The organism is Paragemmobacter amnigenus, assembly GCF_009908265.2.
GTDB classification, from domain to species: Bacteria; Pseudomonadota; Alphaproteobacteria; order Rhodobacterales; family Rhodobacteraceae; genus Paragemmobacter; species Paragemmobacter amnigenus.
In genome coordinates this window covers 174,039-194,861 of sequence record NZ_JAAATX020000003.1, presented here as the reverse complement: position 1 = coordinate 194,861, position 20,823 = coordinate 174,039, and the positions used below count along the sequence as shown (strand labels likewise).

At 65.8% G+C, this 20,823-nt stretch carries 20 protein-coding genes; 12 read left to right on the top strand and 8 right to left on the bottom strand.

Features of this window, described 5'->3' with window-relative positions:
* Positions 1–178: 178 nt before the first annotated feature.
* Entirely contained in the window at positions 179–2,773 is a 2,595-nt protein-coding gene (locus GU927_RS05290) for an AAA family ATPase (RefSeq protein WP_161761305.1), read from the bottom strand.
* Entirely contained in the window at positions 2,770–3,906 is a 1,137-nt protein-coding gene (locus GU927_RS05285; RefSeq protein WP_161761304.1) for a metallophosphoesterase family protein, read from the bottom strand. Before GU927_RS05285 ends, GU927_RS05290 begins: the two co-directional genes overlap by 4 nt.
* 209 nt (positions 3,907–4,115) lie before the next feature.
* Between GU927_RS05285 and GU927_RS05280 the strand changes: the two genes are divergently transcribed.
* Both GU927_RS05280 and GU927_RS05275 read left to right on the top strand, forming a co-directional pair.
* Entirely contained in the window at positions 4,116–4,460 is a 345-nt protein-coding gene (locus GU927_RS05280; RefSeq protein WP_161761303.1) for a MerR family transcriptional regulator, read from the top strand.
* A 3-nt stretch (positions 4,461–4,463) separates the two neighbouring features.
* The gene (locus GU927_RS05275) at positions 4,464–6,509 is read left to right on the top strand and encodes a VIT and vWA domain-containing protein (RefSeq protein WP_161761302.1); all 2,046 of its coding nucleotides are present in this window, start codon (positions 4,464–4,466) and stop codon (positions 6,507–6,509) included.
* Between the two features lie 4 nt (positions 6,510–6,513).
* Here the strand turns inward: GU927_RS05275 and GU927_RS05270 are convergent, their stop codons facing one another.
* On the bottom strand, positions 6,514–7,470 hold the full coding sequence (locus GU927_RS05270; RefSeq protein ID WP_217765530.1) for a helix-turn-helix transcriptional regulator: 957 nt from the start codon (positions 7,468–7,470) through the stop codon (positions 6,514–6,516).
* Positions 7,471–7,604: 134 nt separating this feature from the next.
* On the opposite strand from GU927_RS05270, the gene GU927_RS05265 reads away from it, so the two are divergent.
* Entirely contained in the window at positions 7,605–8,309 is a 705-nt protein-coding gene (locus tag GU927_RS05265; protein ID WP_161761300.1) for a hypothetical protein, read from the top strand.
* A gap of 29 nt (positions 8,310–8,338) precedes the next feature.
* On the opposite strand, the gene GU927_RS05260 is transcribed toward GU927_RS05265, so the two are convergent.
* Entirely contained in the window at positions 8,339–9,664 is a 1,326-nt protein-coding gene (locus GU927_RS05260) for an integrase arm-type DNA-binding domain-containing protein (protein ID WP_161761299.1), read from the bottom strand.
* A 282-nt stretch (positions 9,665–9,946) separates the two neighbouring features.
* Here GU927_RS05260 and GU927_RS05255 point away from each other — a divergent pair, with 282 nt between their 5' ends.
* Entirely contained in the window at positions 9,947–10,486 is a 540-nt protein-coding gene (locus GU927_RS05255; RefSeq protein ID WP_161761298.1) for a hypothetical protein, read from the top strand.
* Positions 10,487–10,503: 17 nt separating this feature from the next.
* Here GU927_RS05255 and GU927_RS05250 read toward each other — a convergent pair whose 3' ends face one another.
* Positions 10,504–11,877, bottom strand: a complete 1,374-nt coding sequence (locus GU927_RS05250) for a tyrosine-type recombinase/integrase (RefSeq protein ID WP_161761297.1) — start codon at positions 11,875–11,877, stop codon at positions 10,504–10,506.
* A 512-nt stretch (positions 11,878–12,389) separates the two neighbouring features.
* On the opposite strand from GU927_RS05250, the gene GU927_RS05245 reads away from it, so the two are divergent.
* From GU927_RS05245 to recO, 7 genes are all read left to right on the top strand, one after another.
* A complete protein-coding gene (locus GU927_RS05245; RefSeq protein ID WP_161761296.1) occupies positions 12,390–13,436 on the top strand; it encodes an alginate lyase family protein in 1,047 nt (348 codons plus the stop codon).
* A 226-nt stretch (positions 13,437–13,662) separates the two neighbouring features.
* A complete protein-coding gene (gene acpS / locus GU927_RS05240; protein WP_161761295.1) occupies positions 13,663–14,100 on the top strand; it encodes a holo-ACP synthase in 438 nt (145 codons plus the stop codon).
* Positions 14,101–14,166: 66 nt separating this feature from the next.
* Complete coding sequence (gene lepB / locus GU927_RS05235) at positions 14,167–14,958, top strand: signal peptidase I (RefSeq protein ID WP_161761294.1); 792 nt, start codon at positions 14,167–14,169, stop codon at positions 14,956–14,958.
* 11 nt (positions 14,959–14,969) lie between these two features.
* Complete coding sequence (gene rnc, locus GU927_RS05230) at positions 14,970–15,662, top strand: ribonuclease III (protein ID WP_161761456.1); 693 nt, start codon at positions 14,970–14,972, stop codon at positions 15,660–15,662.
* The gene (gene era / locus GU927_RS05225) at positions 15,655–16,572 is read left to right on the top strand and encodes a GTPase Era (protein WP_161761293.1); all 918 of its coding nucleotides are present in this window, start codon (positions 15,655–15,657) and stop codon (positions 16,570–16,572) included. The genes rnc and era overlap by 8 nt, the downstream gene beginning before the upstream one ends.
* Before the next feature lie 84 nt (positions 16,573–16,656).
* The gene (locus GU927_RS05220; RefSeq protein ID WP_161761292.1) at positions 16,657–16,986 is read left to right on the top strand and encodes a DUF1491 family protein; all 330 of its coding nucleotides are present in this window, start codon (positions 16,657–16,659) and stop codon (positions 16,984–16,986) included.
* A gap of 25 nt (positions 16,987–17,011) precedes the next feature.
* The gene (recO, locus tag GU927_RS05215; RefSeq protein WP_161761291.1) at positions 17,012–17,734 is read left to right on the top strand and encodes a DNA repair protein RecO; all 723 of its coding nucleotides are present in this window, start codon (positions 17,012–17,014) and stop codon (positions 17,732–17,734) included.
* Here recO and GU927_RS05210 read toward each other — a convergent pair.
* Both GU927_RS05210 and mnmD read right to left on the bottom strand, forming a co-directional pair.
* Positions 17,725–18,639, bottom strand: a complete 915-nt coding sequence (locus tag GU927_RS05210; RefSeq protein ID WP_161761290.1) for a DMT family transporter — start codon at positions 18,637–18,639, stop codon at positions 17,725–17,727. The genes recO and GU927_RS05210 overlap by 10 nt on opposite strands.
* The gene (mnmD, locus tag GU927_RS05205; protein WP_161761289.1) at positions 18,636–19,316 is read right to left on the bottom strand and encodes a tRNA (5-methylaminomethyl-2-thiouridine)(34)-methyltransferase MnmD; all 681 of its coding nucleotides are present in this window, start codon (positions 19,314–19,316) and stop codon (positions 18,636–18,638) included. The genes GU927_RS05210 and mnmD overlap by 4 nt, the downstream gene beginning before the upstream one ends.
* Positions 19,317–19,365: 49 nt before the next feature.
* On the opposite strand from mnmD, the gene GU927_RS05200 reads away from it, so the two are divergent.
* Positions 19,366–20,421, top strand: coding sequence for an NAD(P)/FAD-dependent oxidoreductase (locus GU927_RS05200; RefSeq protein WP_161761288.1), 1,056 nt, complete (start codon positions 19,366–19,368; stop codon positions 20,419–20,421).
* Here GU927_RS05200 and GU927_RS05195 read toward each other — a convergent pair.
* Positions 20,403–20,753: a hypothetical protein gene (locus GU927_RS05195; protein WP_161761287.1), complete on the bottom strand. Its 351-nt coding sequence runs from the start codon at positions 20,751–20,753 to the stop codon at positions 20,403–20,405. The genes GU927_RS05200 and GU927_RS05195 overlap by 19 nt on opposite strands.
* Positions 20,754–20,823 lie beyond the last annotated feature (70 nt).

Sequence of the window (20,823 nt, the reverse complement as noted above, 5' to 3'; positions counted from 1 at the left end):
ACAGTCTTTGCCTTCGCTACGCCTGACAGTCTCCTCTGGTCTCCCTGAGTGGCGACTGCCACGCGACCTAGCGCTGCTGCTGAACATCAGTTCCGGCATGAGCTTCACATGCAAGAGTTCGTTTCCGAAACCCGTGACGGCTCCAATGCGTGCGTGCAGTCAGGGGTGCGCGACAGGGTCATCCCTCACGCACCGTCAGTGCCATCCCGCCCAGATCCCGGAACGCCCTTTGCCGACAGCTGAGCACGATGATCTGCTGGCCTGAGGCCTGCGCGTGAAGGGCGTTGAACATCTTTTCGATGCGGTCGTCGTCTGTATAGACCAGCGCGTCGTCGAAGATGATGGGTGCGTGGTGGCCTCGGGCGGCGAGGAGGCGGGCGAAGGCGAGGCGGACGAGGAGGGCGATCTGTTCCTGCGTGCCTCCTGACAGGATCGAGAGCGGCTCTTCGCGCCCGTCGCGGACCAAGGCCGTGGGAAGCAGGCTTTCGCCGTCGAAGCGCAATTCGGCATCCGGCCAGAGCATGCGGAGAAGCGGCCGCAGTTCGGCGAGGACGGGTTCGAAATAGCGGTCGCGGGCTTCGTTGCGGGCGGTCTCCAGGGTCGCGGCGAGTTCCTTGAGGACGGCGACCTCGAAGCTGATTGTGGCAAGGGACTCCGTGGCGGCGGCAAGGCGGGTCGTGATGTCGGCCAGTTCCTCCATGACGCCTGCGCCGGACTGGATCTTGATTTCCGTGTCGAGTTGGGCACGTTCCAGTTCCAGCCGCGTCGTTTCACTGCGGGCGCTTTCGACGATCGACTTGGCGCGGTCAAAAGCGGCCTGGGCGGCGATCAGGTCTGGGGCGGTGGCGAGGAGTGCGACGTGTTTGGCGCGGGCCTCTTCCAGCGCGGTCGTGGCGCTGGCCAGTTGCGGGAGTAGGGTGGCCTCTGCGTCTTCGCCGAAGGTGACGAGCACCGCTTCTGCGCGGGCGAGTTCGTTGGCGAGGCTGGTGGCCTGCACGCTGGCGCGGACTTCGGCGGTGCGGAGGCGTTCGGCTTCGGCGCGCGCGGCCTCATGGGCCGTTTCGGCGGATTGCAGGGCGATGCCCGCCTGGTCGGCGGCTCTCTGGGCCTCGGCCACGGTCGGCAGGCCTTCTCGGGGCGTGACCGCTTCGGGCAGGGCGGACAGTTCGGCCTCGAGCGCGGGCAGGCCCTGCGGGGCGAGAGATGTGAGGCTCGTGTCGAGGTCGCGCAGGGCCGCTATCGCCTCTGCGCGGACGTTGGCTTCGGTTTGCGCGGTGGCCAGATCGGGCAGGCCCGAGCGGGAGAGGGCAGTCGTGAATGCGGCCTCGGCGCGGGCGAGATCGTCGCTGTCGTTTCCGGCGGCGGGCTTGACCGTGAAGTGGCCGAGGCCGGGCATGTCGAAGCGGGTCTCGGCCAGAACCGGGAGGGGTATTTCGGGAACCGAGGTGCCGCCTGTCGTGACGCGGGCGGATCCGGTATGGTGGAAGATGATCTGGGCTGCGCTGCGGTCGCGCAGGGCGCGTTCGAGTGCTGCGGCTTGCGAAAGATTTTGCAGCTCGGCCAGCGCTTTGGCGTCGGGGCCACGGGTCGCGGCCAGTGCGAGAGGCGCGCGCTTTTCCAGCAAGGCGCGGGCCTTTCCGATGCGGTCGGCAAGATCCTTGCGGCGGGCGGCGGCGGCAAGGGATGCGACGGCGCGGTTCGCCTCGGCCAGTTCGGCGTCGGCGGTGGTTTTCGCGTGGCGCGCAGCGGCGAGTGCGTCGGCGAGGGGCGAAAGGGCGGCGTCGGCCTGTGCGCTGGTTTCCTTAGCGGCGCGGGCTGTGGCTTCGGCGGATTGCAGATCGGCCTTTGCCTTTGCGCAGGCGGATTGGGCGCGGTGGAGGGCCGAGAGGCGGTCGGACAGGGTGGCCTGAGACATCTCCGCCGCCCGCAGTGCGGCGGTCGCGTTGCCCAGCGTGTCGGCGTGGCGCTTGGCCTCATCAAGGGCGCGAGTGGCGTCTTCGAGGCGGGTCTGGCGCGTCTCGACTTCGTCGGGCGCGGTCAGGCTGGTCAAGGCTTTCACCACGTCACGGCGGCGCGCGAGTGCGGCGGTCAGTTGACGGGCAGTCGCCTCGAGTCGCGCCTGTTCTTCCGTCAGGGTCGCGACGAGGGTTTCGGCGTCCGAAAGTGGACCTCCCTTCATCGGTCGACCGGTTGCGGTCACGTATTTCGCCAGTTCCTCGCGGGTCCGGGCCAGTGCCTTGTCCATGCGGCGACCGCCGGTCAAGGCCTCGACCTCGCCTGTTACAGAGGTCATCAGGTTGCGGCGGGCGGCTTTGGCGGCGTCCCTTTCCTTTGCGCTGTCGCCTTCGCCTTCCAGCCGTGTCAGTCCCTGACGCACCCAGAGAAGGCCCGCAGGCCCGCCATCCCCTTCGGACTGGACGAGGGCCGAGATGAAGGCTTCGGCATCGTCGGCCTGATGGATGAGGTTGCCGTTGCGATGCACCGTGGCCTGTGCCTTGCTTAGCCAGCGTTTGGACAGGGTGTAGCGGGCATCGCTCAGCTCCACCTCGACCGTCACGCAGGGCGAGCCGCCGACATGCGGACGTAGGGCGTTGATTTCCTTGGATTTCGAGCGGTGGGGTTGGAAGAACAGGGCTTGCAGCGCGTCGAAGAGGGTGGATTTGCCGAATTCGTTCGGCGCGCAGAGCACGTTCAGGCCGGGGCCGATGCCGTCGATGCGGACAGGGGCGACGAAGCGGCGGAGGTCGGAGAGTTCGATGGAGACGAGTTTCATGCCCGATCCTCGCGCAGGTAGCCATACAGGCGGTTGAGGGCGGCGGCAGCCGTGCGGCGTGTTTCGCCGTCGAGGGCCGCATCGTCGGCGCGGTCTTTCAAGCGGTCGGCGGCAAGACGCAGGGCACCTGCGCGGTCGATCTGGTCGAGGTCGGTGGCTTCGACCTCGGTTTCGAGGGCGGTGGTGTCGAGGGTGAACCATGCGAAGTCCGGGGCGACGGCGGCTGCGGCCTCGGTCAGGGCGGCGTGTTCGGCCAGCGTGGCGCGGCCCGTGGCGCGGATGCGCATCAGATGGTCGCGGCGGTCGGCCCGGTCCGGCGGCAGGAGGGCGGCGAGGGCATCAGTCGCGTTCTGGCCGGGAAGAAGGGGCAGCACCTCGTCATGCCATGCGAAGCGGCCGGTCGGGAAGGTTTCGACCTGAGGCGGGGAGCCGGGTGCGTTGAGTGTGACGCAGATGCAGGTGCCGCGCCCGTCATGGGTGAAGGCGTCGCGTTCGGGCGTGCCGGGATACCATGTCCGGTCGCCGACGCGGACATGGCCGTGCCAGTCACCAAGGGCGAGGTAGTCGAGGCGTGCTGTGGCGGCGCGGTCGGGCGGGATGGTATCCTCGGCGCGTACGCCTTCTTCCGAGAAGTTCTGGATCGACCCGTGGGCCAGCCCGATGCGGAAGGCGCGGGGGTCCGTCTCGCATCCGGGCATATGGGAGGTGAGGTCGCGGCCCGGATAGCGGCGGGGCAGCGGGGCCGGCAGCAGGAAGACGTTGGGCGCGATTTCCACGGGTTCGACATCGTCGAGGAGGTGGACGTTGGCGGGGGCCTGTTCACGGAAGCGGGACCAGAGGGACTCTGCGGCAAGGCTGTCGTGGTTGCCGGGGATGATCCACCAGTGAAGGGCCGGGTTCGCCCCCATCGCGGCCAAGGCCTGCCGCCAGACGGGATCGGTCGGGGTTTCGCTGTCGAAGAGGTCGCCTGCGATGAGGATGTGCTCGGCGTCGTGGAATTTTGCCGCGGTGATCAGGTGGTTGATCGCGTTATGCCGCGCCTCGACCAGACGGCCGCGCAGGTCGTCGGGATAGCCACCGAAACGGCGGCCGAGGTGGAGATCGGCAGAGTGGATGAAACGGAAGGGGGGCAAGGTCGCCTCCTGAATGACTGTGACGCCGGACGGATTCGAGGGGCGAATCTGCCCTTGGTTAATGAATAGACTTGGGTCGTGTCAGAATCTGTCGCCCTGCCCGGCTAGTTAGGACTTGCGCGGGCTGCGAGATCAAGACAAAAATTTTGTCACGTTCTGCTTGACAGAGAGTTAAACGCGACACAATTTATGTCTCGTTGGAGCCCGACATGACCTTGAATGACCTTGCCGAACGTCTTGGCGTTCCGGCGCGACAGATCCGCTTCCTGATTGCCGAGGGGATCCTTCCTCCGGCGGCCAAGACCGGACGCGCGGCGGATGGCTATGACGAGACGCATGTTCTGAAAGGCCAGCGGTATCTGGCGCTGCACCGGATGGGGATGAAGCCCGGCTCGATCAAGGTTCTGATGGCCTTCGACGATGCCGTGCCGATCCTTCAGGCGGGGGGCGTCGAGTTGCGGGTGGATCCGGGAATTTCCCCGGAGGCGATCGACATTGAAACGGTTGTGGGCGCGGTCGAGGCGGCGCTGCGGGCCTATGTTGCAAAGGGATAGGGAATGAGTGTCACGGCATTCGGGCATGCGCTGGAAACGATACATGACGGGTTGACGGTGTTTGCTGGCGGCAGGCCAGCGCCCGTGCCGCTGGTGGCGACCGATATCGCGGTCGCGATCGTGGCGGGCTTGGCGACGGTGCGCACCTCGCGGCGGTTCGTGAATGCGGAAGATCGGCCCATCGAGGCGATCCTGACCATGCCGGTCGGCTTTGATGCCGTGGTGACGGGGATGCGTGCGGAGGTGGATGGCCGTGTTCTGGTGGCCGCAGCCAAGCCCAAGGCAGAGGCACGGGACAGCTATGAGGCTGCGTTGGACGAGGGCAAGCTGGCCGTGCTGCACGAGGAAGTGCTGCGCGGGGTGCATGCGCTGTCGGTCGGCAACCTGGGTGCGGGCAAGGAGGTGACGGTCGAGATCGAGACGGTGGTGCCGCTGTCCGCGGGCGCATCCGGGCCGTTCCTGCGGATACCGGTGACGGTGGGGCAATTGTACGGGGCGTCCCCACTGGCCCCGGTCGATGATCTGGTGACGAGCGCGCATGTGCGGCACGAGGCCGATCTTTCCGTGACGGTGGATGCGGGGCAGGTGTCGCTGGGTGGACGCTTGGTCACTGGTCCGCAGCGGATCACTCTGGATGCCGCGATCGAGATCGTGGTGCAGGGTGGGCAGTTCGGGTCGCATCAGGGGGTGGCGGCAGACGGGCGGCAGGTGCGCGTCGGTCTGCGGCCCGTTGCGGCGGGCGCGGGCGCGCTGGATCTGGCGGTTCTGGTCGATCATTCGGGGTCCACCGGATCGAGGGCCGAAGGGCCGCGGGGGCTGACGGTGTGGGAGGCGATGCGCGACGGGCTGCGGCTGGAGCTGGGGCGGCTGCGCGGGTCGGATCGTATCGCGCTGTGGGAGTTTGACGACGACTGTCGACCGCTTGGCGGGGCCGAAGGGCCGGCGGTAGCGCGACTGGTGTCGAAGCTGAGGAAACCCGCGGGCGGGACCGAACTCGACGGGGCGGTAAAGGCTGCACTGGCCTCTGGGGCGAAAGATATTCTGGTGCTGACGGACGGGCAGACCTGGGCTGCGACGGTGGATGCGCTGGCTGCGTCGAAGGCGCGGATTTCGGCGATCCTTGTCGGTCCGGGCAGTCTGGATGCGAACATCGGGCAGCTCTGTGCCATGACGGGCGGGCAGCTGTTCTATTCGCCGGGCGATGATGTGGCCGCGAGTCTTGCGCTGGCATTTTCGGCCTTGCGGCAGCGTGGTCAGGCGGCTGACGGACAGGTTGTTGCCGGTGCGCCGGAGCGGGTCGTAGCGCTTCGCGGCGGAGTGGAAATCACGGCGGAATGGTCCGAGGCGATGGAGTTGCGCGGCGCGGATGCTGTGGGGCGTTTTGCGGCAGCCTTGACTTTGCCGCTTCTCGGTGCAGAGGCAGCGGAAGATTTTGCGCGTGCCCACGGGCTTTGCACCCATCGCACCAGTCTGGTTCTGGTGGACGAGGCGGGCGAAGTGGTCGAAGGCATGGCGCAGCAGCGCAAGGTGCCGTTGATCGCGTCGCGGTATGCTGCGGGCGTCCCGCAGTCTGTCGATACGGCGATGCCCTCCATGTCATTTGCGAAGCGCAGATTTGCTGCACCGCCTCCCATCTCCAGAATGCGGATCATGACTGACCGGGATGCGGTGCCCAGCATCAGAGAGGATGTTCGGTCCTTCATGAACCCGACCATTCCGCCGGACCACCTGCGCCAGATGTTCGCTGGCCTTCGCTGGGATGCCTTGTGTGACGAACTTCTGAAAGGAAATGTCGGCAGTTTGGACAAGACGCAGCAGGACACAGTTGCCGAACTCTCGGCTTCGGATCCGATTGCCCACTTCGCAGCGGTTGTGGGCTTGCCTCCGGTGACGGTGGTGCTGGCCTTGATCGCCGATCTGATCGACGACCGGCTGGCGCGGCGCTTCGTCAAGCAGGCGTTCAAAGGTCTGCCGGTTGCCGATTGGGCGCATCTGCGGCTTTGGGATCAGCCTGAGCCCCGAGGGATCTTCGCACGCTGGAGGGCCTAACGGATCAAGGCAGCGCGGGGAAATCCCTGCGCTGGAAACCTGCAACCATCGAACGCAAGCGGTCGGGGGCCAGAACCTCGACCGCGTCGCCCCAGAGGTAGAGATGCCAGGCCATTTCCAGATGCCCCGAGGCGTGGAAACGGACGGTCAGGCTTCCGTCCAGCTCCTCCGTTACCTCTTGCAGCGGATGGAAGATGAACTCCCTTGCCACGGCTGCAGCTTTCGGGGCGAAGCGCCAGACCACCTCGGCGAATTCCTCGTCCGCATGATAGCTGCCAAAGGCGCGGGCGGCGTGGGCTTCGAGGTTGAAGTCGGGGTCGCGGGCGAAGTACGCGGCCTCCAGCCGCGCGGCGGTGATCCGGTCGAGGCGGAAGTGCTGCAGGCGTCCGTTGCCGCCCTTGACCTTGGCCACAAGGTAACGGCGGGTGCCAAGGAGCATTCCGTAGGGTTCTACGGTGCGTTCGGTCCCGTCAGGCTTGCTGCCACCCGCATAGGTGATGGTGAGAAGGTTCGGCCCCTTCAGCGCCTCGGCAACCGTTTCGAGGACGAGGGTGGCGGTCCGCACCCGCGGCCCGGGGCGCGAGGCGAAGCCATAGGCCTCCAGCACCGCCTCGGCATCGCTTTCGGCGCGGCGGGCGTGGGGGCGGGCCATGCTGGCGAGCAGACGGTCTCGCAGGGATTTCAGGGCTTTCACCTCGTTCGTCGCGCCATCCCTTTCGGCGCGGCGGAGGGCGATTTCGAGGGCGGCCAGTTCACTGTCGCGGATGCCCTGGGCGAGCATCAGACGGGCCGCGTTGCCGTCGAGCCGCCAGTATTTGCGACGTTCGTCGTCGATGCGCGTGGTGCAGGTGTCGAACACCTCTTCCAGCACCCGCGTCATGCGCTGCGCGGTGCGGCGGTCGACGCCGAATTCTTCTTCGATGTCCCCGAGGCCAACGCCTGAGTGGCGCGAGGTAGCCATTTCGGCGAGGCGAAGCAGGTCGACGGCTTTTGTAAATGACATGGTTAATGCCCGTGACAGGTTTTGCCACCCATAGCACGTAAAGTCAGATTTGGGACGAGAGCTTTTCCATTTGCCGATGAAAGGAAGTTTCGATGCAGATCCAGCACAGCCATTTTGCGACCAACGCTTCCCTCCGCACTGCCCTGAAACGCGGTCTCGCGCGTCAGGCAATGTCGCATGCGGCGCAGGCCGAAGCGGATGTTGAAGCGCTTGTCCGCCTCTCGACGAACATGCGGCCGAATGCGAAGGGCATACAGAGGCTCGCGCAACAACTGGCTTCACGGAAGGGCGTGGTGAAAGTTGCGAAGGGCGACGAAGGCCTTGTCGTCTTCGTCCGCAATGTCTGCCAGATCCGCAACCAGATTGATCAGCAGGACCTCTTCACCGAAACGGCGCTGGTCTATACCCGGTTTGCGATCCGGTGCCTGCGGACGGGTGTTGGGTATCATGTGTCTCGGGCCAGCTTCTGCCTGCATGCTCTCGAAAGATTGGTGGAGCGTAGTGCGGTTGCGCTGGACCGCCCGCTTTTGCCGGTTGCCGATCAGGAAGCGGTGCGTGTCCTGCGGGGCTTGGCGCAGGGCAGGGATTTCACCGAGAACGGTGATCACTTCATTCCAGCAGTCGCGAATGGGGTCTGGGCAGGAGGCGTGGACCAAGCTGCCCTGGACGAAGATTGGGGATTGGTCTGCAAAGATGCTGCCGGAGTTCCTCTTTTTTCTGCGCGAACCTTTCTGAGTGAGGATGAGATGCGTCCCACGGTCTGGTATTCGTGGAAGCAGGAAGCATCGGAGCGGTAGAGCAAGCCACGACTTCTGGCCCCGACAGTTTATTCAACCATCATCGCGCATTCGTCATAGTACCGCTCCAACCGCGCCGTCGCAGCGCGCGTCCGCTTGCGCATGCTCTTTTCGATCCCCGGATCCGTCTCGGGCCGATAGGTCAAGCCAATGCCGCTCTGATGCGGCTTGGTCATCAGGCGGTCGACCACGGCTTTGGCTTTGAGGTGCCCATCGCCCGGATTGGCATGGGAGAGCAGTTCGTGATGCGGGAAGTCATCATCGACGTAGCTTTCCAGAGCAGAGGCTGCGGTCCGGCGCAGGTCGTGGCGCGTCCAGTTCGTGGTGCCGGTTGCCTCCTGGATAGCTTTCGTCGCGGCATCCCAGTCGCAGAAAGGTCCGCCCTCGCTGTTCGGGAAGAGATATGCGCCGAGCTTGTTCCGGTCGTAGCTCGGCAGAGAGGTCACCCAGGCGATGATCGACGGAGACAAACCGATGGTCTTGGTTGCGCCTCCCTTCGCGACGAAGGTCCAGGTTCCGTCGACAGGGTTGATATCGCCGCAACGGATCGTAGCGACGGGCCCACGACGGGAGGCCGTGCACATGATGAACCGGTGAATAGAATGCCCGATCCCGGCATCAGGCTTGGTCACTTCCCGCCAGACCAATCCGGCTTCTCTGGTGTTCAAGGTGCGCTCGCGGCGGCGAGGTTCAGCGGGTTTGTGGATGTTCTGCACTTCGGGGAGTTCGATGGGCACTTTCCGACCGCTTCCAATCTTGGCGAATTTGCCGCGGTTCGCCGCCCAGTCGTAAAGGGTGCGGAGGTAGGAAAGGCCGCGAGATGCCGAACCGGGGGCCGCGACGTTGTGCCCTCCGGTCACGACGTCATTGATCGTTTCGAGGTCAAGCTCGCGCACCGGCTCGTCCAAAACAGTATGGAAGACGTTTTCGAGCGTTCCGACGGCGTCGGGGATCTTGCGGTGTTCCCGCGACGACCAGATCTTCCCTCCGACATTGCGCTTGGCGAGAATGGGGGTGGCTTCGAGGATCAGTTGGCGCAGGGTCACGCGGCATGCGGAACGGGGGCCGTATTTGAGGGTGTGCCGTTTGACGGACAGGATCTTCTCACGTGCCTGAATCCGGACCTTTTCGAGGTCGACCTTATCGGGCGCGCCGAGCGCTATCGTCGGGGTCTTCTTGCCCGTGCTGATCTTGCAGACATACCGGCGCAGCCCTGTCGGCGAGACGCGCAGGACGAGGCCCGATACCACGCTGTCGCGCAGTTCGATACGTTTCCCGGCATCGGTCGTCGCCTTTTCGACGATTGCCTTGGTGAGTCGGACCGTCTGGGATTCACTGAAGATATGTGTGGACATGTTCGCCGCCGTCGTTGATGCGGCGGGGACATGAGTCCGTCGAAAAAATGTGAGAGGCGGGTTTGATACCGGTTTCTCGAAAGACAGGGTGCGGGTCTGTGAGCTACGGCATTGTCTTCCGAAGGCCTTTATGGGGTGGCACCCCGTCAGGAGGCCAGTTTCCCGGACAAGATGCAGAGATCGTGGTTCTGTGAGCCTTGCGGCCGCCTTACATGTCTATCTTCCGCCCAAGAGATCCCTCAGACTGGGTCCGACGCCAAACTCAGCCGAGCCAGCAAATCAATGACGGATTACCTAAATCGCCGCGATGACAAATCTCTGGAAACCCTGATCAAGCGGAGTGAGGCGGCAAGCAAACTGACCGCGCGGGAACAAGAGAACCTGGACGCTGCGAAACGCATCCTCGCTGAACGAGGTGCCGCGAAGGTGGCTCCTTATTTTGATGTGCCACGCGCCATCAAGTTTCTTACCTCCGTGGCCAAGGATGGTCGCCTTTGCAGCTACAAGGATTTGGCTTTGGCCTGCATCAACGATCCGAAGGCCGACTGGTCGACCTATTATCGGAAGCTGAGCGGCAAGGGGGGGCTGATGCAATCCATCATCCTTCATTGCGCGGCAAACAACCTTCCTCAGTTTTCGTCGCTTGTTGTGCGTCAGGAGGAAGTCGCGGCTGGTCCATATGTGGCACCGGACCGCGAGGGCGAGCTCGAATATGGATTCAAGCGCGGAATGGTCGAGGAAGGCCTGGCTGATCAGGGCGTCGATACCGACGCCATGATACTGGAGCATCGCCAAGCATGTTTCGCTTGGGCAAAAGGCTGACCGCTGGCTGTCTCCGATCACTGATGGCGGAACCGATCCTTCATCCTTGCCTCCATCATCGCGATGAGGCGGTCATAGGTCGCGGCGAGCCGGTCGAGGGCATCCTTCACAGGGTCCACTTCGTTGGTCCACATCCGCGCCACGACCATGTAATGCTCTGACGCTCCGCCCCCGCCCGCCGACTTGATCGGGGAGGCGTGGTTCAGGATCGTCTCGATGATATGCACCGGAATGCCCGCCTGGAGCATGACGGTCGCCGCGGTCCGGCGCAGGTCGTGGCGCGTCCATCCCGAGGTTCCGGTGGCGGCCTGGATGACCTTGCCCGCGCGGTCCCAGTTCATTTGCAGCCCTCCGTTTGCGTTCGGGAAGACAAGTTCGGACGGCAAAGCCTTCATTGCTCGCGGAAGGCTTCCCAGGAGTTCCAGCGCTTTGTCCGACAGGGGGAGGGACTGCTTCCGTGGGGCCGTGCCGAACCCTTTCGTATCCGGCTTCATCCAGACACCATTGAGCCAGTCCACATCGCCCCACTTCATCGTCGTCACCTCGGACAGGCGCGCGGCTGTCAACAGGACGAAGCGGAGGGCAACGTAGGCGTAGTCTACCTCTGGCGGCACCTGTGTCCTTTCGAGTGACGCGGGGCGCGGATAGGTGAGCAGGGGGTAGATCGCGGTGAATTCGGGGATCGTGAGCACCCGTGTCCGAAGGCCGGTGATGGTCGGATCATCCAGCTTCGGGTCGAAGACCTCGCGGATGTCAGGCGCGTTGAGTTTCGGCTGGCGGCCAGCGCCGATGGGGCGGAACCGTTTGCGGTGGGCCGCCCAGTTCAGGACGGTGGCAAGATAGGACATCGTGCCGGACACATGGCCCGATCCCGTCTGCCCGGTCTGGCGTCCCTGAGGGCGGTAGTTTGCCACGACTTCGGCAAGGTCGTGGGCGGTCAGGCTTTCGACAGGTTTGTCGAGAAGGGGTTTGAAGACGGACTCGATGGACCGGCGTGCAGAAGATCTCCGGTTCGTCTCGCTGATCAGTCGCCAGGATTTCAGGGTGCGGCTGAATTTGGCTTCGGCTTCGATCAGGAGTTCTTGCAGCGTGGTGGGGTCGATCTTTGGTGCTTCTTCGACCGTGACGGATGCAGGGATCTTGCCGCTCCCTCTGAGCTCGGATCGGATCCGGGCGGCAGCGTCGCGCGCTTCCTTGACGGAGATGTCCGGGTAAAGCCCGATGGCGACCGTCCGCATCTTTCCTTCGCGGTCGCGACAGGCCACCACGAATGTCTTGGTCCGCTTCCCGATGCGGACCGCAAAGTCCGTCACCTTCGTGTCGCGGATCATGAGGCGCGGCCCCTTGCAGGTGGTACCGGCGACGAGTTTCTCGGTCAGTTCCTTCTTCATGTTCTGCCCTTCGGTTGGGGCAGGAGAAGACGCGATCAGGCCTCGTTGGGTGGCCTTGAGGGGCACGAAGAGCACTCTGCCTGGACTTGCTTAGGACTTGAAATCGCGGAGACCAGGCCGTTGATTCGGAGCCGGCTGGCGACTGTGGCGAGTTGCCCTGAGCTAAATTTTACTCAGCTTTTACAATGGCTTGATGCCAATGTTTTGCACGGTTTTCCCTAGATGGGTCAGGTCTTCTGCCCCGCTTGAAAATCCGCGTGTCGCTTCACCACACCGAACGTCTTCACTGTTCTCGCTCCGGTCCGCCCGACCATCACTGCACCGTGGTCGGGCGTTTCGCTGTCCGGTTTGGCGGGAGGGCATGGCGGCAGGATCGTCTTGTCCGCAGGACGGGGTGACCGGCTGCAAGCTCAGGACGGGCGCGGGTCGGGTGGGTTCATTCTTCTTGATTACCGTGTCGGTCGTCGACATTTTGGGCCCGACAGGATGGCAGCTTTTCCCATGAGGATCGAATGAGGCGACTGGCACTGGCGTTTTGCGTCGTCTTGGCAAGCGCGGCAATGGCACAGGCGTCGATCCTGGAGCCTTCGGGAAATCCCAAATTCTGTGCGGCGCTGTCGGCATCCTATCCGGGGCCGCTGCCTGATCGCATCGGTATCTCGGGCAATTACCGCGAAAACTACCTCAGCGATTTCGACAATTACATGCATTCCTATGCGCTCTATCTTACCGCCCTGTCATCGCAGGCGGTGGTGTCTGAAGGCGCGGCGCAGAAACTGCGGGCCGAGATCGTCGCGAATGCGCGTCGGGAACCCATCACCTACAACATCGCGGACGAGACGCCGCCCATCTTTCATGTGCTGCTTGTGACCGTGCCGCAGGCGCTGGCCTATGCCCGCGACAGGGACCGCTATTCCGCCGAAGAGCGCGCGGTGGTCGAGGCGTGGTTCCTCAAGGTGATCCGGTCCTTGCAGAAGGATTACGCCCTGCGAAAGTACAAGCTGGACAACAAGCAGTACCTGTTCGGTGTCCTGATGGCGGCCTATGGCCATGCGTCCGGTGACAGGGAGATGCTGAACAAGGCCTTCAAGACCTATACCACGGCGATCAAGGGACAGCGGGCGGACGGGTCATTGCCGCGCGACAGCGGACGCGGCGGGAGCGCCCTGCACTACAGCAATCAGGCGGTGGGCAATCTGGTCGCGCTGGCGGATGTGCTGCAGTCGGCCGGCGTCGATGCCTGGGGGTATCGGTCGGGTAAGAAGTCGATCCACAGCATCATCACCTTCCTTCTCGATGCAACGGAAACTCCGGCGCTGATCGCAGGCTATGCGGACGACCCCGAGACGCGGGATGCAAGCTTTCCGGGGACATCGCCGACCAATCAGGACCGGTCCTGGCCCGATGGCGAAATGGCAAGCTGGGGGCATTACTATCTCAAGACCTTCGGCAGAAACGAGATTGCAGAGCGTCTCTTCGCCCTGTCCCCCTTTCTGGCGTCGGGCAGGATCGGACGGCCCGATGGCCCCTATGGCAATGCCCGCTGCTATGCGGGGTGAGGGTACGGGCACCTTGGGGGGATCCGGCCTGCCAAAGCTTGCGCGCCCACGGGGTGATCTACGCTCGCGCCTGACCGTTCCGGTCCGAAATCCTGTGGCGCGGGGCGTCGAGTTGGGCTAAGCACGGCAGGGTGACGCGCAGGCGCGCAGCATCCGCCGGACCGGTGCCGGGCCTGCCTTCCGTGCCCGCCGGACAGAGCGAATTCCGTGCCTTCAGGGGGGGCGCATGATCCTGGGCATCGGCAGCGACCTTGCCAATATCGAACGGATCGAGGCGACGCTCGCGCGGTTCGGCGACCGGTTCCGGGACCGCGTCTTCACCGAGCGCGAACAGCGCAAGGCCGAGGGGCGGCCGCGCGCGGTTGCTGCCACCTATGCCAAACGCTGGGCGGCGAAAGAGGCCTGTTCCAAGGCATTGGGGACCGGCTTGCGGATGGGGATTTCGTGGAAGGACATGGCGGTGTCCAACCTGCGCTCGGGCCAGCCCGTAATGCATGTCACCGGCTGGGCCGCCGAACGCCTGCGCGAGATGACGCCCGCGGGCCACGAGGCCGTGATCCATGTGACCTTGACCGATGACCACCCATGGGCGCAGGCCTTCGTCGTGATCGAGGCCCGTCCCACGGGCCCCGTCTTGGGCCCCGTCGCCCCGACCGGAACTTGACTCCCCCGCGCCCAGCGCGCAAACAGCCTCCGCCCGCAGGACGGGATGTCAGAAAGAGTGGACAAGATGGCACGCAGCAAGGCCAAGTCAGAAGGCGGCATCGTCGAGACGATAAAGACCGTTCTCTGGGCACTGGTGATCGCGGGCGTGTTCCGCACCCTGTTCTTCCAGCCGTTCTGGATCCCGTCGGGGTCGATGAAGGACACGCTGCTGATCGGTGATTTCCTGTTCGTCAACAAGATGGCCTATGGCTATTCGCGCTATTCCTGCCCCTTCTCGGCCTGTCCCATCACGGGCCGCCTCTTCGCGGGCGAGCCGGAACGCGGCGATGTGGTCGTGTTCCGCCATCCGGTCAACGGCACCGATTTCATCAAGCGCCTGATCGGCCTGCCCGGCGATACGGTGCAGATGCGCGATGGCGTGCTTTTCCTCAACGGTGCGGAAGTGCCGCAGGAAGCGGCGGGCGTGTTCGAGGAGATCTACGAGAAACAGGGTCCGATGGGCCAGCTTCCCCGCTGCGAGAACGGTCCGGTGGGCGAGGGCGGGATCTGCACCTCGTCGCGCTCCATCGAAACCCTGCCGGGCGGGCGGCAGCACGCGATCCTGAACATCGACGACAACGGCTTTGCCGACAACACCGATGTCTTCACCGTGCCGCCGGGGCATTACTTCTTCATGGGCGACAACCGCGACAATTCGCAGGACAGCCGTTTCGGACAGGCCGTGGGCGGCGTGGGCTTCGTTCCGGCCGAATTCCTGATCGGCCGTGCGGACAGGATCATGTTCTCGTCCGCCGGACGTTCGATGCTGTTCTTCTGGACGTGGCGGTCCGACCGCTTCTTCAAGGGGATCGAGTGAGCGGGACGCGCATCAGGCTGGCGGCGGACCTCGTCGCCTTTTCGGCCCGTCTCGGGCACGACTTCCGGCGGCCCGACCTTCTGGTACGGGCCGTTACGCATTCCTCCATCTCCTCGGCCACGCGCCCGTCGAACGAGCGGCTGGAATTCCTGGGCGACCGCGTGCTGGGCCTGTCCATCGCGACGGCGCTTTTCGGGGCGGACGAGCGGGCGGCCGAAGGGCAGCTTGCCCCCCGCTTCAACGCGCTGGTGCGGCAGGAGACCTGCGCCGAGGTGGCGCGCGATCTGGGGCTGGGCGAGGTGCTGAAGCTGGGCCGGTCCGAGATGATGTCGGGCGGGCGCCGGAAAGAGGCGCTCTTGGGCGACGCGATGGAGGCGGTGATTGCCGCCGTCTATCTGGATGCGGGCTTCGACGCGGCGCGCGATGTGGTGCTGCGCCACTGGGGGCCGCGCATCGCCGCTGCCGCCACGGCGGAAACCCGCGACGCGAAATCCAGCCTGCAGGAATGGGCACAGGCCCGCGGCCTGCCGCCGCCTGCCTATGTCGAAACCGCCCGCGAGGGCCCCGACCACCAACCCCTTTTCACCGTCGAGGCCCGCCTGTCCACGGGCGAGACCGCCAGCGGCACCGCCACCGGCAAACGCGCCGCCGAACAGGCCGCCGCCCGCGCCCTGCTGGCGCGCATGGAGCAAAAGAATGACTGACACATCCACCCGCGCGGGCTTTGTCGCCCTGATCGGCGAACCCAATGCCGGCAAGTCGACCCTTCTGAACCGCATGGTCGGGGCCAAGGTGTCGATCGTCACGCACAAGGTCCAGACCACCCGCGCCCGCATCCGCGGCGTCTGCATGGAAGGGGCCGCCCAGATCGTCTTCGTCGACACGCCCGGCCTCTTCCGCCCGCGCCGCCGCCTTGACCGCGCGATGGTCGCCGCCGCATGGGGGGGTGCTGCCGATGCCGACATCATCGTCCTACTGGTCGAGGCGCATCGCGGCCTGACCGACGGGGCACAGGCCATCATCGACAACCTGCGCGACAAGATCCCCCAGACCACCCGCGTGGCCCTTGCCATCAACAAGATCGACAAGGTCAAGGCCGAGACGCTCCTCGCCTTGACCGAAAAGCTGAACACCGCCTTCCCCTTCGCCAAGACCTTCATGATCAGCGCCGAGCGTGGCTATGGCGTGGACGACCTGCGCGAATGGCTGGCCGCCGAACTGCCCCAAGGCCCGTGGTTCTACCCCGAGGACCAGATCGCCGACCTGCCCATGCGGATGATCGCCGCCGAAATGACGCGCGAGAAGCTGACGCTGCGCCTGCACGAGGAACTGCCCTACCAGCTCACCGTGGAAACCGAGAAATGGGAGGACCGCCCCGACGGGTCCACCCGCATCGATCAGGTGGTCTATGTCGCCCGCGACGGCCACAAGGGCATCGTCCTTGGCGCCAAGGGCGAGACGATCAAGGCCATCGGCCAGCAGGCCCGCGCCGAGATCGCGACCTTCCTCGACCGGCCCGTGCATCTGTTCCTGACCGTGAAGGTCCGCCCCAACTGGATGGAAGAGACCGAGCGCTATTCGGAAATGGGGCTGGATTTCAAGGATGGCGACTGAGCCGCCCTTGGCAGGCCCCGGGAGGGCTGTCTGCCCTCCCGGACCCTCCCGAGGATATTTCAGGACGGAAAATGGAGGCAGGGTTTGCGCCTGACGACCGACCTCTGGGTATCCGCCTATCTGACGCGGCTGCGGCTGGCGGATATTCCCGTCTATGTCACCGCCAAGGGCGACGCGACGGCGGGCGCGGTCATCGTCAAATGCGCCACGCTCGACGGGCAGGCCCGCGCGGTGCAGCGCAGCTATGACCTGATGACGGGTGCCCGCGTCTGGGTGACGCTGGCCGAGGGGGCAGAGGCCGAGGTCGACGCCACGCTCCGCCGCCAGCGCGACCGCGATCCCGATCTGTGGGTGATCGAGGTCGAGGACCGTCAGGGCCGCACGCTTCTGGATCAGCCGGGGCTTGCCGACTGATCCCCCCGCGCCGATAGTCGCCCGCATGGAATGGCAGGACGAAGGCGCGCTGCTGTCGGTCAGACCGCATGGCGAAAGCGCCGCGATCATCGAGGTTTTCACGGCAGAGCATGGCCGTCACGCGGGCGTGGTGCGCGGCGGCACCTCGCGCCGTATCGCGCCCATCCTGCAACCCGGCGCGCAGGTGCAGGTGGCGTGGCGCGCACGGCTGGACGGGCATATCGGCGCCTTTACCGTCGAGCCGCTGAAGGCGCGCACGGCGTTGCTGGGGGACCGTCTGGCGCTGGCGGGGCTGTCCTCGGTCTGCGCCATGCTGCGGGTGGCACTGGCCGAGCGCGACCCGCATCCGGTGCTATGGCGTGCGACGATGCCGCTGCTCGACGCGCTGGACCGCGGGGCCGACTGGGTGCCCGACTACCTGCGCTGGGAATTGCTGCTGCTGGAGGACATGGGTTTCGGGCTGGACCTTGCGCGCTGCGCCGTGACGGGCGCGCGCGACGATCTGGCCTTTGTCAGCCCGCGGACCGGTCGGGCGGTCAGCCGTGCGGGGGCGGGGGACTGGGCCGCGCGCCTTTTGCCCTTGCCGCAGGTCCTGCTGGGGCAGGGCGGCGGCACGGCGGCCGAGATCGCCGAGGGGCTGGCCGTCACCGGACATTTCCTCACGCGCGAGCTTGGCCCGATGCTGAACGGCCGCCCCCTGCCAGAGGCGCGGGCGCGGCTCGTCGCGCTCTTGTCGCGTCAGGAGTGAGCGTCCTGTTGCGCCCGCACCCGCTGGCGCCAGAGGGTGAAGATCCCCGCCGCCACGACCAGCCCCGCGCCGATGGCGACGTTGGTCCGCAGTTCCTCGCCAAAGAGGAACAGCCCGATCCCCGAGGCCCAGACCAGTTGCAGATAGGCAAAGGGCTGGATGGCCGAGGCTTCGGCCACCGCGAAGGCCTTGATCAGCAGCCAGTGCCCCACGATCGCCGTGCAGCAGAGCGCGGCCATCCAGCCCCAGTCCGGCCCCGACATCGGTTCCCAGAACCAGACCCCCACCAGCGTCATCGCCGCCGCGCCCGCCGTGCCGGTCCAGAAGAAAGAGACCGACGCGCTGTCGCCCCGCGCGACATAGCGCGTGAGCAGGCCGTAGACGGCAAAGAGCAGCGCCGACAGAAGCGGCACAAGCGCCCATGGCGAAAAGACCGCATAGCCCGGTTGCAGGATGATCAGCACGCCCAGAAAGCCGATCAGGATCGCCGCCCAGCGCCGCCAGCCGACCTTTTCGCCAAGGATCGGTCCGGACAGGGCCGCGATCAGCAGCGGATAGCAGGTGAACACCGCATGGCTTTCCACCAGACCCAGTTTCACGAAGGCCAGAACCATGACGCAGACCTCGGTCACCAGCAGCACGCCGCGGGTGATCTGCAACAGCGGAAAGCGTGTCCGCGTCGCCGCGCGGATGCCGCCATCGGCCCGTGCGGCCAGCGCCATGACGAAGGCGGCAAAGAACCAGAAGCGGATCATCACCACCATGTAGACATTGTATTCCGACGCCAGATGGCGCGAGATGCCGTCCTGCACGGCAAAGACGACCGTGGTCGCGATCATCAGCCAGATGCCCAGCCGCGTGTTCTGCACCGTGGCGTGACTGTCCGCGCCCAAACGCCCGCTCATGCCAGTATCCCCGCCGTCATATGCCGTTTCCGCCCGTGCCCCGCCCGCCGTTCCACGGCGAACCCTGCCGCCGCCAGCGCGCGCCGCACATGGCCTGCCGCCGTATAGGTGGCGAAGCTGCCCCCCGCAACCGTATGCGCCGCCACCGCCGACATGAGCGCGTCGGACCAGAGTTCGGGGTTCTTGGCGGGCGAGAAGCCGTCAAGGAACCACGCATCCGCGCGCCCCTGCCAGCGGGGCAGGGTGTCGCGCGCATCGCCGGTCACGATCTCGGCCCTGATGCCGCCAAGGTCGATCTGCCGCGCCCCTGCCGCCCATTGCTCCAGCAGCGGGTCGGCCACCGCGCGCGCCTCGGGAAAGGCCGCCAGCGCGCGGGCCATATCCTCTGCCGTCAGGGGATAGGCCTCGAACGAGGTGAAGCGCACCACCCCCGCCCGCCCCGTGCCCTGCCATGCGATCAACAGCGCCAGCAGGTTCAGCCCCGTGCCAAAGCCCAGTTCTGCCACATGGAACCCGTCGCAGAGCCGGTCCGGCAGGCCGTTGCCCGCCAGAAACACATGCCGCGTCTCGGCCAGACCGTCGGCAAGGCTGAAATAGGGATCGTCAAAGCGTGTGGAGACGGGCACGATCCCGTCGCGCCAGTCCAAACCCGCCGGACCCTGTTCGTCGCCCGCCATATGCCCTAAACCCAGAAATCGCGGCGGACCATGGGCAAGGGCGCAAGGAATGGCAAGGGTCGATCTGACCGTGATGGGCGGGGGCATCTTCGGCCTGTCCTGCGCGTGGGAAGCCACTCGGCGCGGGGCGCGCATCCGCGTGATCGAACGCCACGGCATCGGCGCGGGATCTTCCGGCGGGCTGGTCGGCGCGCTGGCCCCGCATGTGCCGGAAAACTGGAACGCGAAAAAGCAGTTCCAGCTTGAGAGCCTGCTGATGGCACCCGACTGGTGGGCCGAAATCGCCGCGACCGGCGGCGTCGACGCGGGCTACCTGCGGTCAGGCCGCCTGCAACCCGTCCCCGACGACCGCGCCCTTGCCAATGCCCGCGCCCGCGTGGACGAGGCGCGCGCCCTCTGGCAGCACCACGCCGACTGGCGCGTCATCCCCGCCACTGGCGCGGCATGGGAACCGCACAGCCCCACCGGATGGCTGATCCACGACACGCTCACCGCCCGCCTGTCCCCCCGCCGCGCGGCAGAGGCGCTGGTCGCCGCCCTGCGCGCAAGGGGGGCCGTCATCGACATCGGCGACCACACGCCCGACGGACCCACCCTCTGGGCCACGGGCCATCAGGGCCTGATGGACCTCAACGCCCGCTTCGGCCAACCCGTGGGCGTCGGCGTCAAGGGGCAGGCGCTGCTCCTGCAGCACGACGCCCGCGACCTGCCGCAACTCTTTGCCGATGCGCTGCACATCGTGCCCCATGCCGACGGCACCACGGCGATCGGCTCCACCTCCGAGAACACGTGGTCCGACCCCGCCGCCACCGACGCGCAGCTTGACGACATCCTGACCCGCGCCCGCGCCGCCCTGCCTGTCCTGCGCGAGGCCCCCGTGATCGACCGCTGGGCCGGCATCCGCCCCCGTGCCAGAACCCGCGCGCCGATGCTGGGCGCATGGCCGGACCGCGCCGGTCACTACATCGCCAATGGCGGTTTCAAGATCGGCTTCGGCATGGCACCCAAGGTCGCGCAGACCATGGCCGACCTCATCCTCGACGGCCGCGACACCATCCCCGCGGCCTTCCGCGTCGAGGCGAACCTTCAGGCGCGCGGCAGGTAGCCCACCGGCGCATTCTCGTCACGCCAATAGTCCAGTGCCGGACGATCCAGTACCGCCGTGGACCGTTTGAAGTCACAGACCAGCTCGCCATTTTCGGTGCTCGAGGCGACGATCAGGCATTGGAAGATGTGGTTCGCCCCGTCATAGACATCGACCAGCCCGCGCAGCTGCGGCACCATCGCGGCGTCCAGCGCAAAGCCCTCGTCCCAGAAGCGCAGGATGGGGAATACCGCCTCGCCCACCTGAACCCGCAGGCGCGACTTGCGTTTCAGGTCACGCTTGCGGGCGGCTTCCAGCCCCTCGCGAACCTCTTTCGGCAGGAATTCCAGCATCTTTCCCTCCGTCCCTGTCTTAAAGAGTGCGCCGCCATCCGGTCTTTTCAAGGAAACGGAAAGTTGTGAC

Bases quoted from the DNA above. Each gene is read 5' to 3' on its own strand.
- GU927_RS05290 (WP_161761305.1), bottom strand. From the start codon at position 2,773: ATGAAACTCGTCTCCATCGAACTCTCCGACCTCCGCCGCTTCGTCGCC.
- GU927_RS05280 (WP_161761303.1), top strand. From the start codon at position 4,116: ATGACCTTGAATGACCTTGCCGAACGTCTTGGCGTTCCGGCGCGACAG.
- GU927_RS05275 (WP_161761302.1), top strand. From the start codon at position 4,464: ATGAGTGTCACGGCATTCGGGCATGCGCTGGAAACGATACATGACGGG.
- GU927_RS05270 (WP_217765530.1), bottom strand. From the start codon at position 7,470: ATGGCTACCTCGCGCCACTCAGGCGTTGGCCTCGGGGACATCGAAGAA.
- GU927_RS05265 (WP_161761300.1), top strand. From the start codon at position 7,605: ATGCAGATCCAGCACAGCCATTTTGCGACCAACGCTTCCCTCCGCACT.
- GU927_RS05260 (WP_161761299.1), bottom strand. From the start codon at position 9,664: ATGTCCACACATATCTTCAGTGAATCCCAGACGGTCCGACTCACCAAG.
- GU927_RS05255 (WP_161761298.1), top strand. From the start codon at position 9,947: ATGACGGATTACCTAAATCGCCGCGATGACAAATCTCTGGAAACCCTG.
- GU927_RS05250 (WP_161761297.1), bottom strand. From the start codon at position 11,877: ATGAAGAAGGAACTGACCGAGAAACTCGTCGCCGGTACCACCTGCAAG.
- GU927_RS05245 (WP_161761296.1), top strand. From the start codon at position 12,390: ATGAGGCGACTGGCACTGGCGTTTTGCGTCGTCTTGGCAAGCGCGGCA.
- acpS (WP_161761295.1), top strand. From the start codon at position 13,663: ATGATCCTGGGCATCGGCAGCGACCTTGCCAATATCGAACGGATCGAG.
- lepB (WP_161761294.1), top strand. From the start codon at position 14,167: ATGGCACGCAGCAAGGCCAAGTCAGAAGGCGGCATCGTCGAGACGATA.
- era (WP_161761293.1), top strand. From the start codon at position 15,655: ATGACTGACACATCCACCCGCGCGGGCTTTGTCGCCCTGATCGGCGAA.
- recO (WP_161761291.1), top strand. From the start codon at position 17,012: ATGGAATGGCAGGACGAAGGCGCGCTGCTGTCGGTCAGACCGCATGGC.
- GU927_RS05210 (WP_161761290.1), bottom strand. From the start codon at position 18,639: ATGAGCGGGCGTTTGGGCGCGGACAGTCACGCCACGGTGCAGAACACG.
- mnmD (WP_161761289.1), bottom strand. From the start codon at position 19,316: ATGGCGGGCGACGAACAGGGTCCGGCGGGTTTGGACTGGCGCGACGGG.
- GU927_RS05200 (WP_161761288.1), top strand. From the start codon at position 19,366: ATGGCAAGGGTCGATCTGACCGTGATGGGCGGGGGCATCTTCGGCCTG.
- GU927_RS05195 (WP_161761287.1), bottom strand. From the start codon at position 20,753: ATGCTGGAATTCCTGCCGAAAGAGGTTCGCGAGGGGCTGGAAGCCGCC.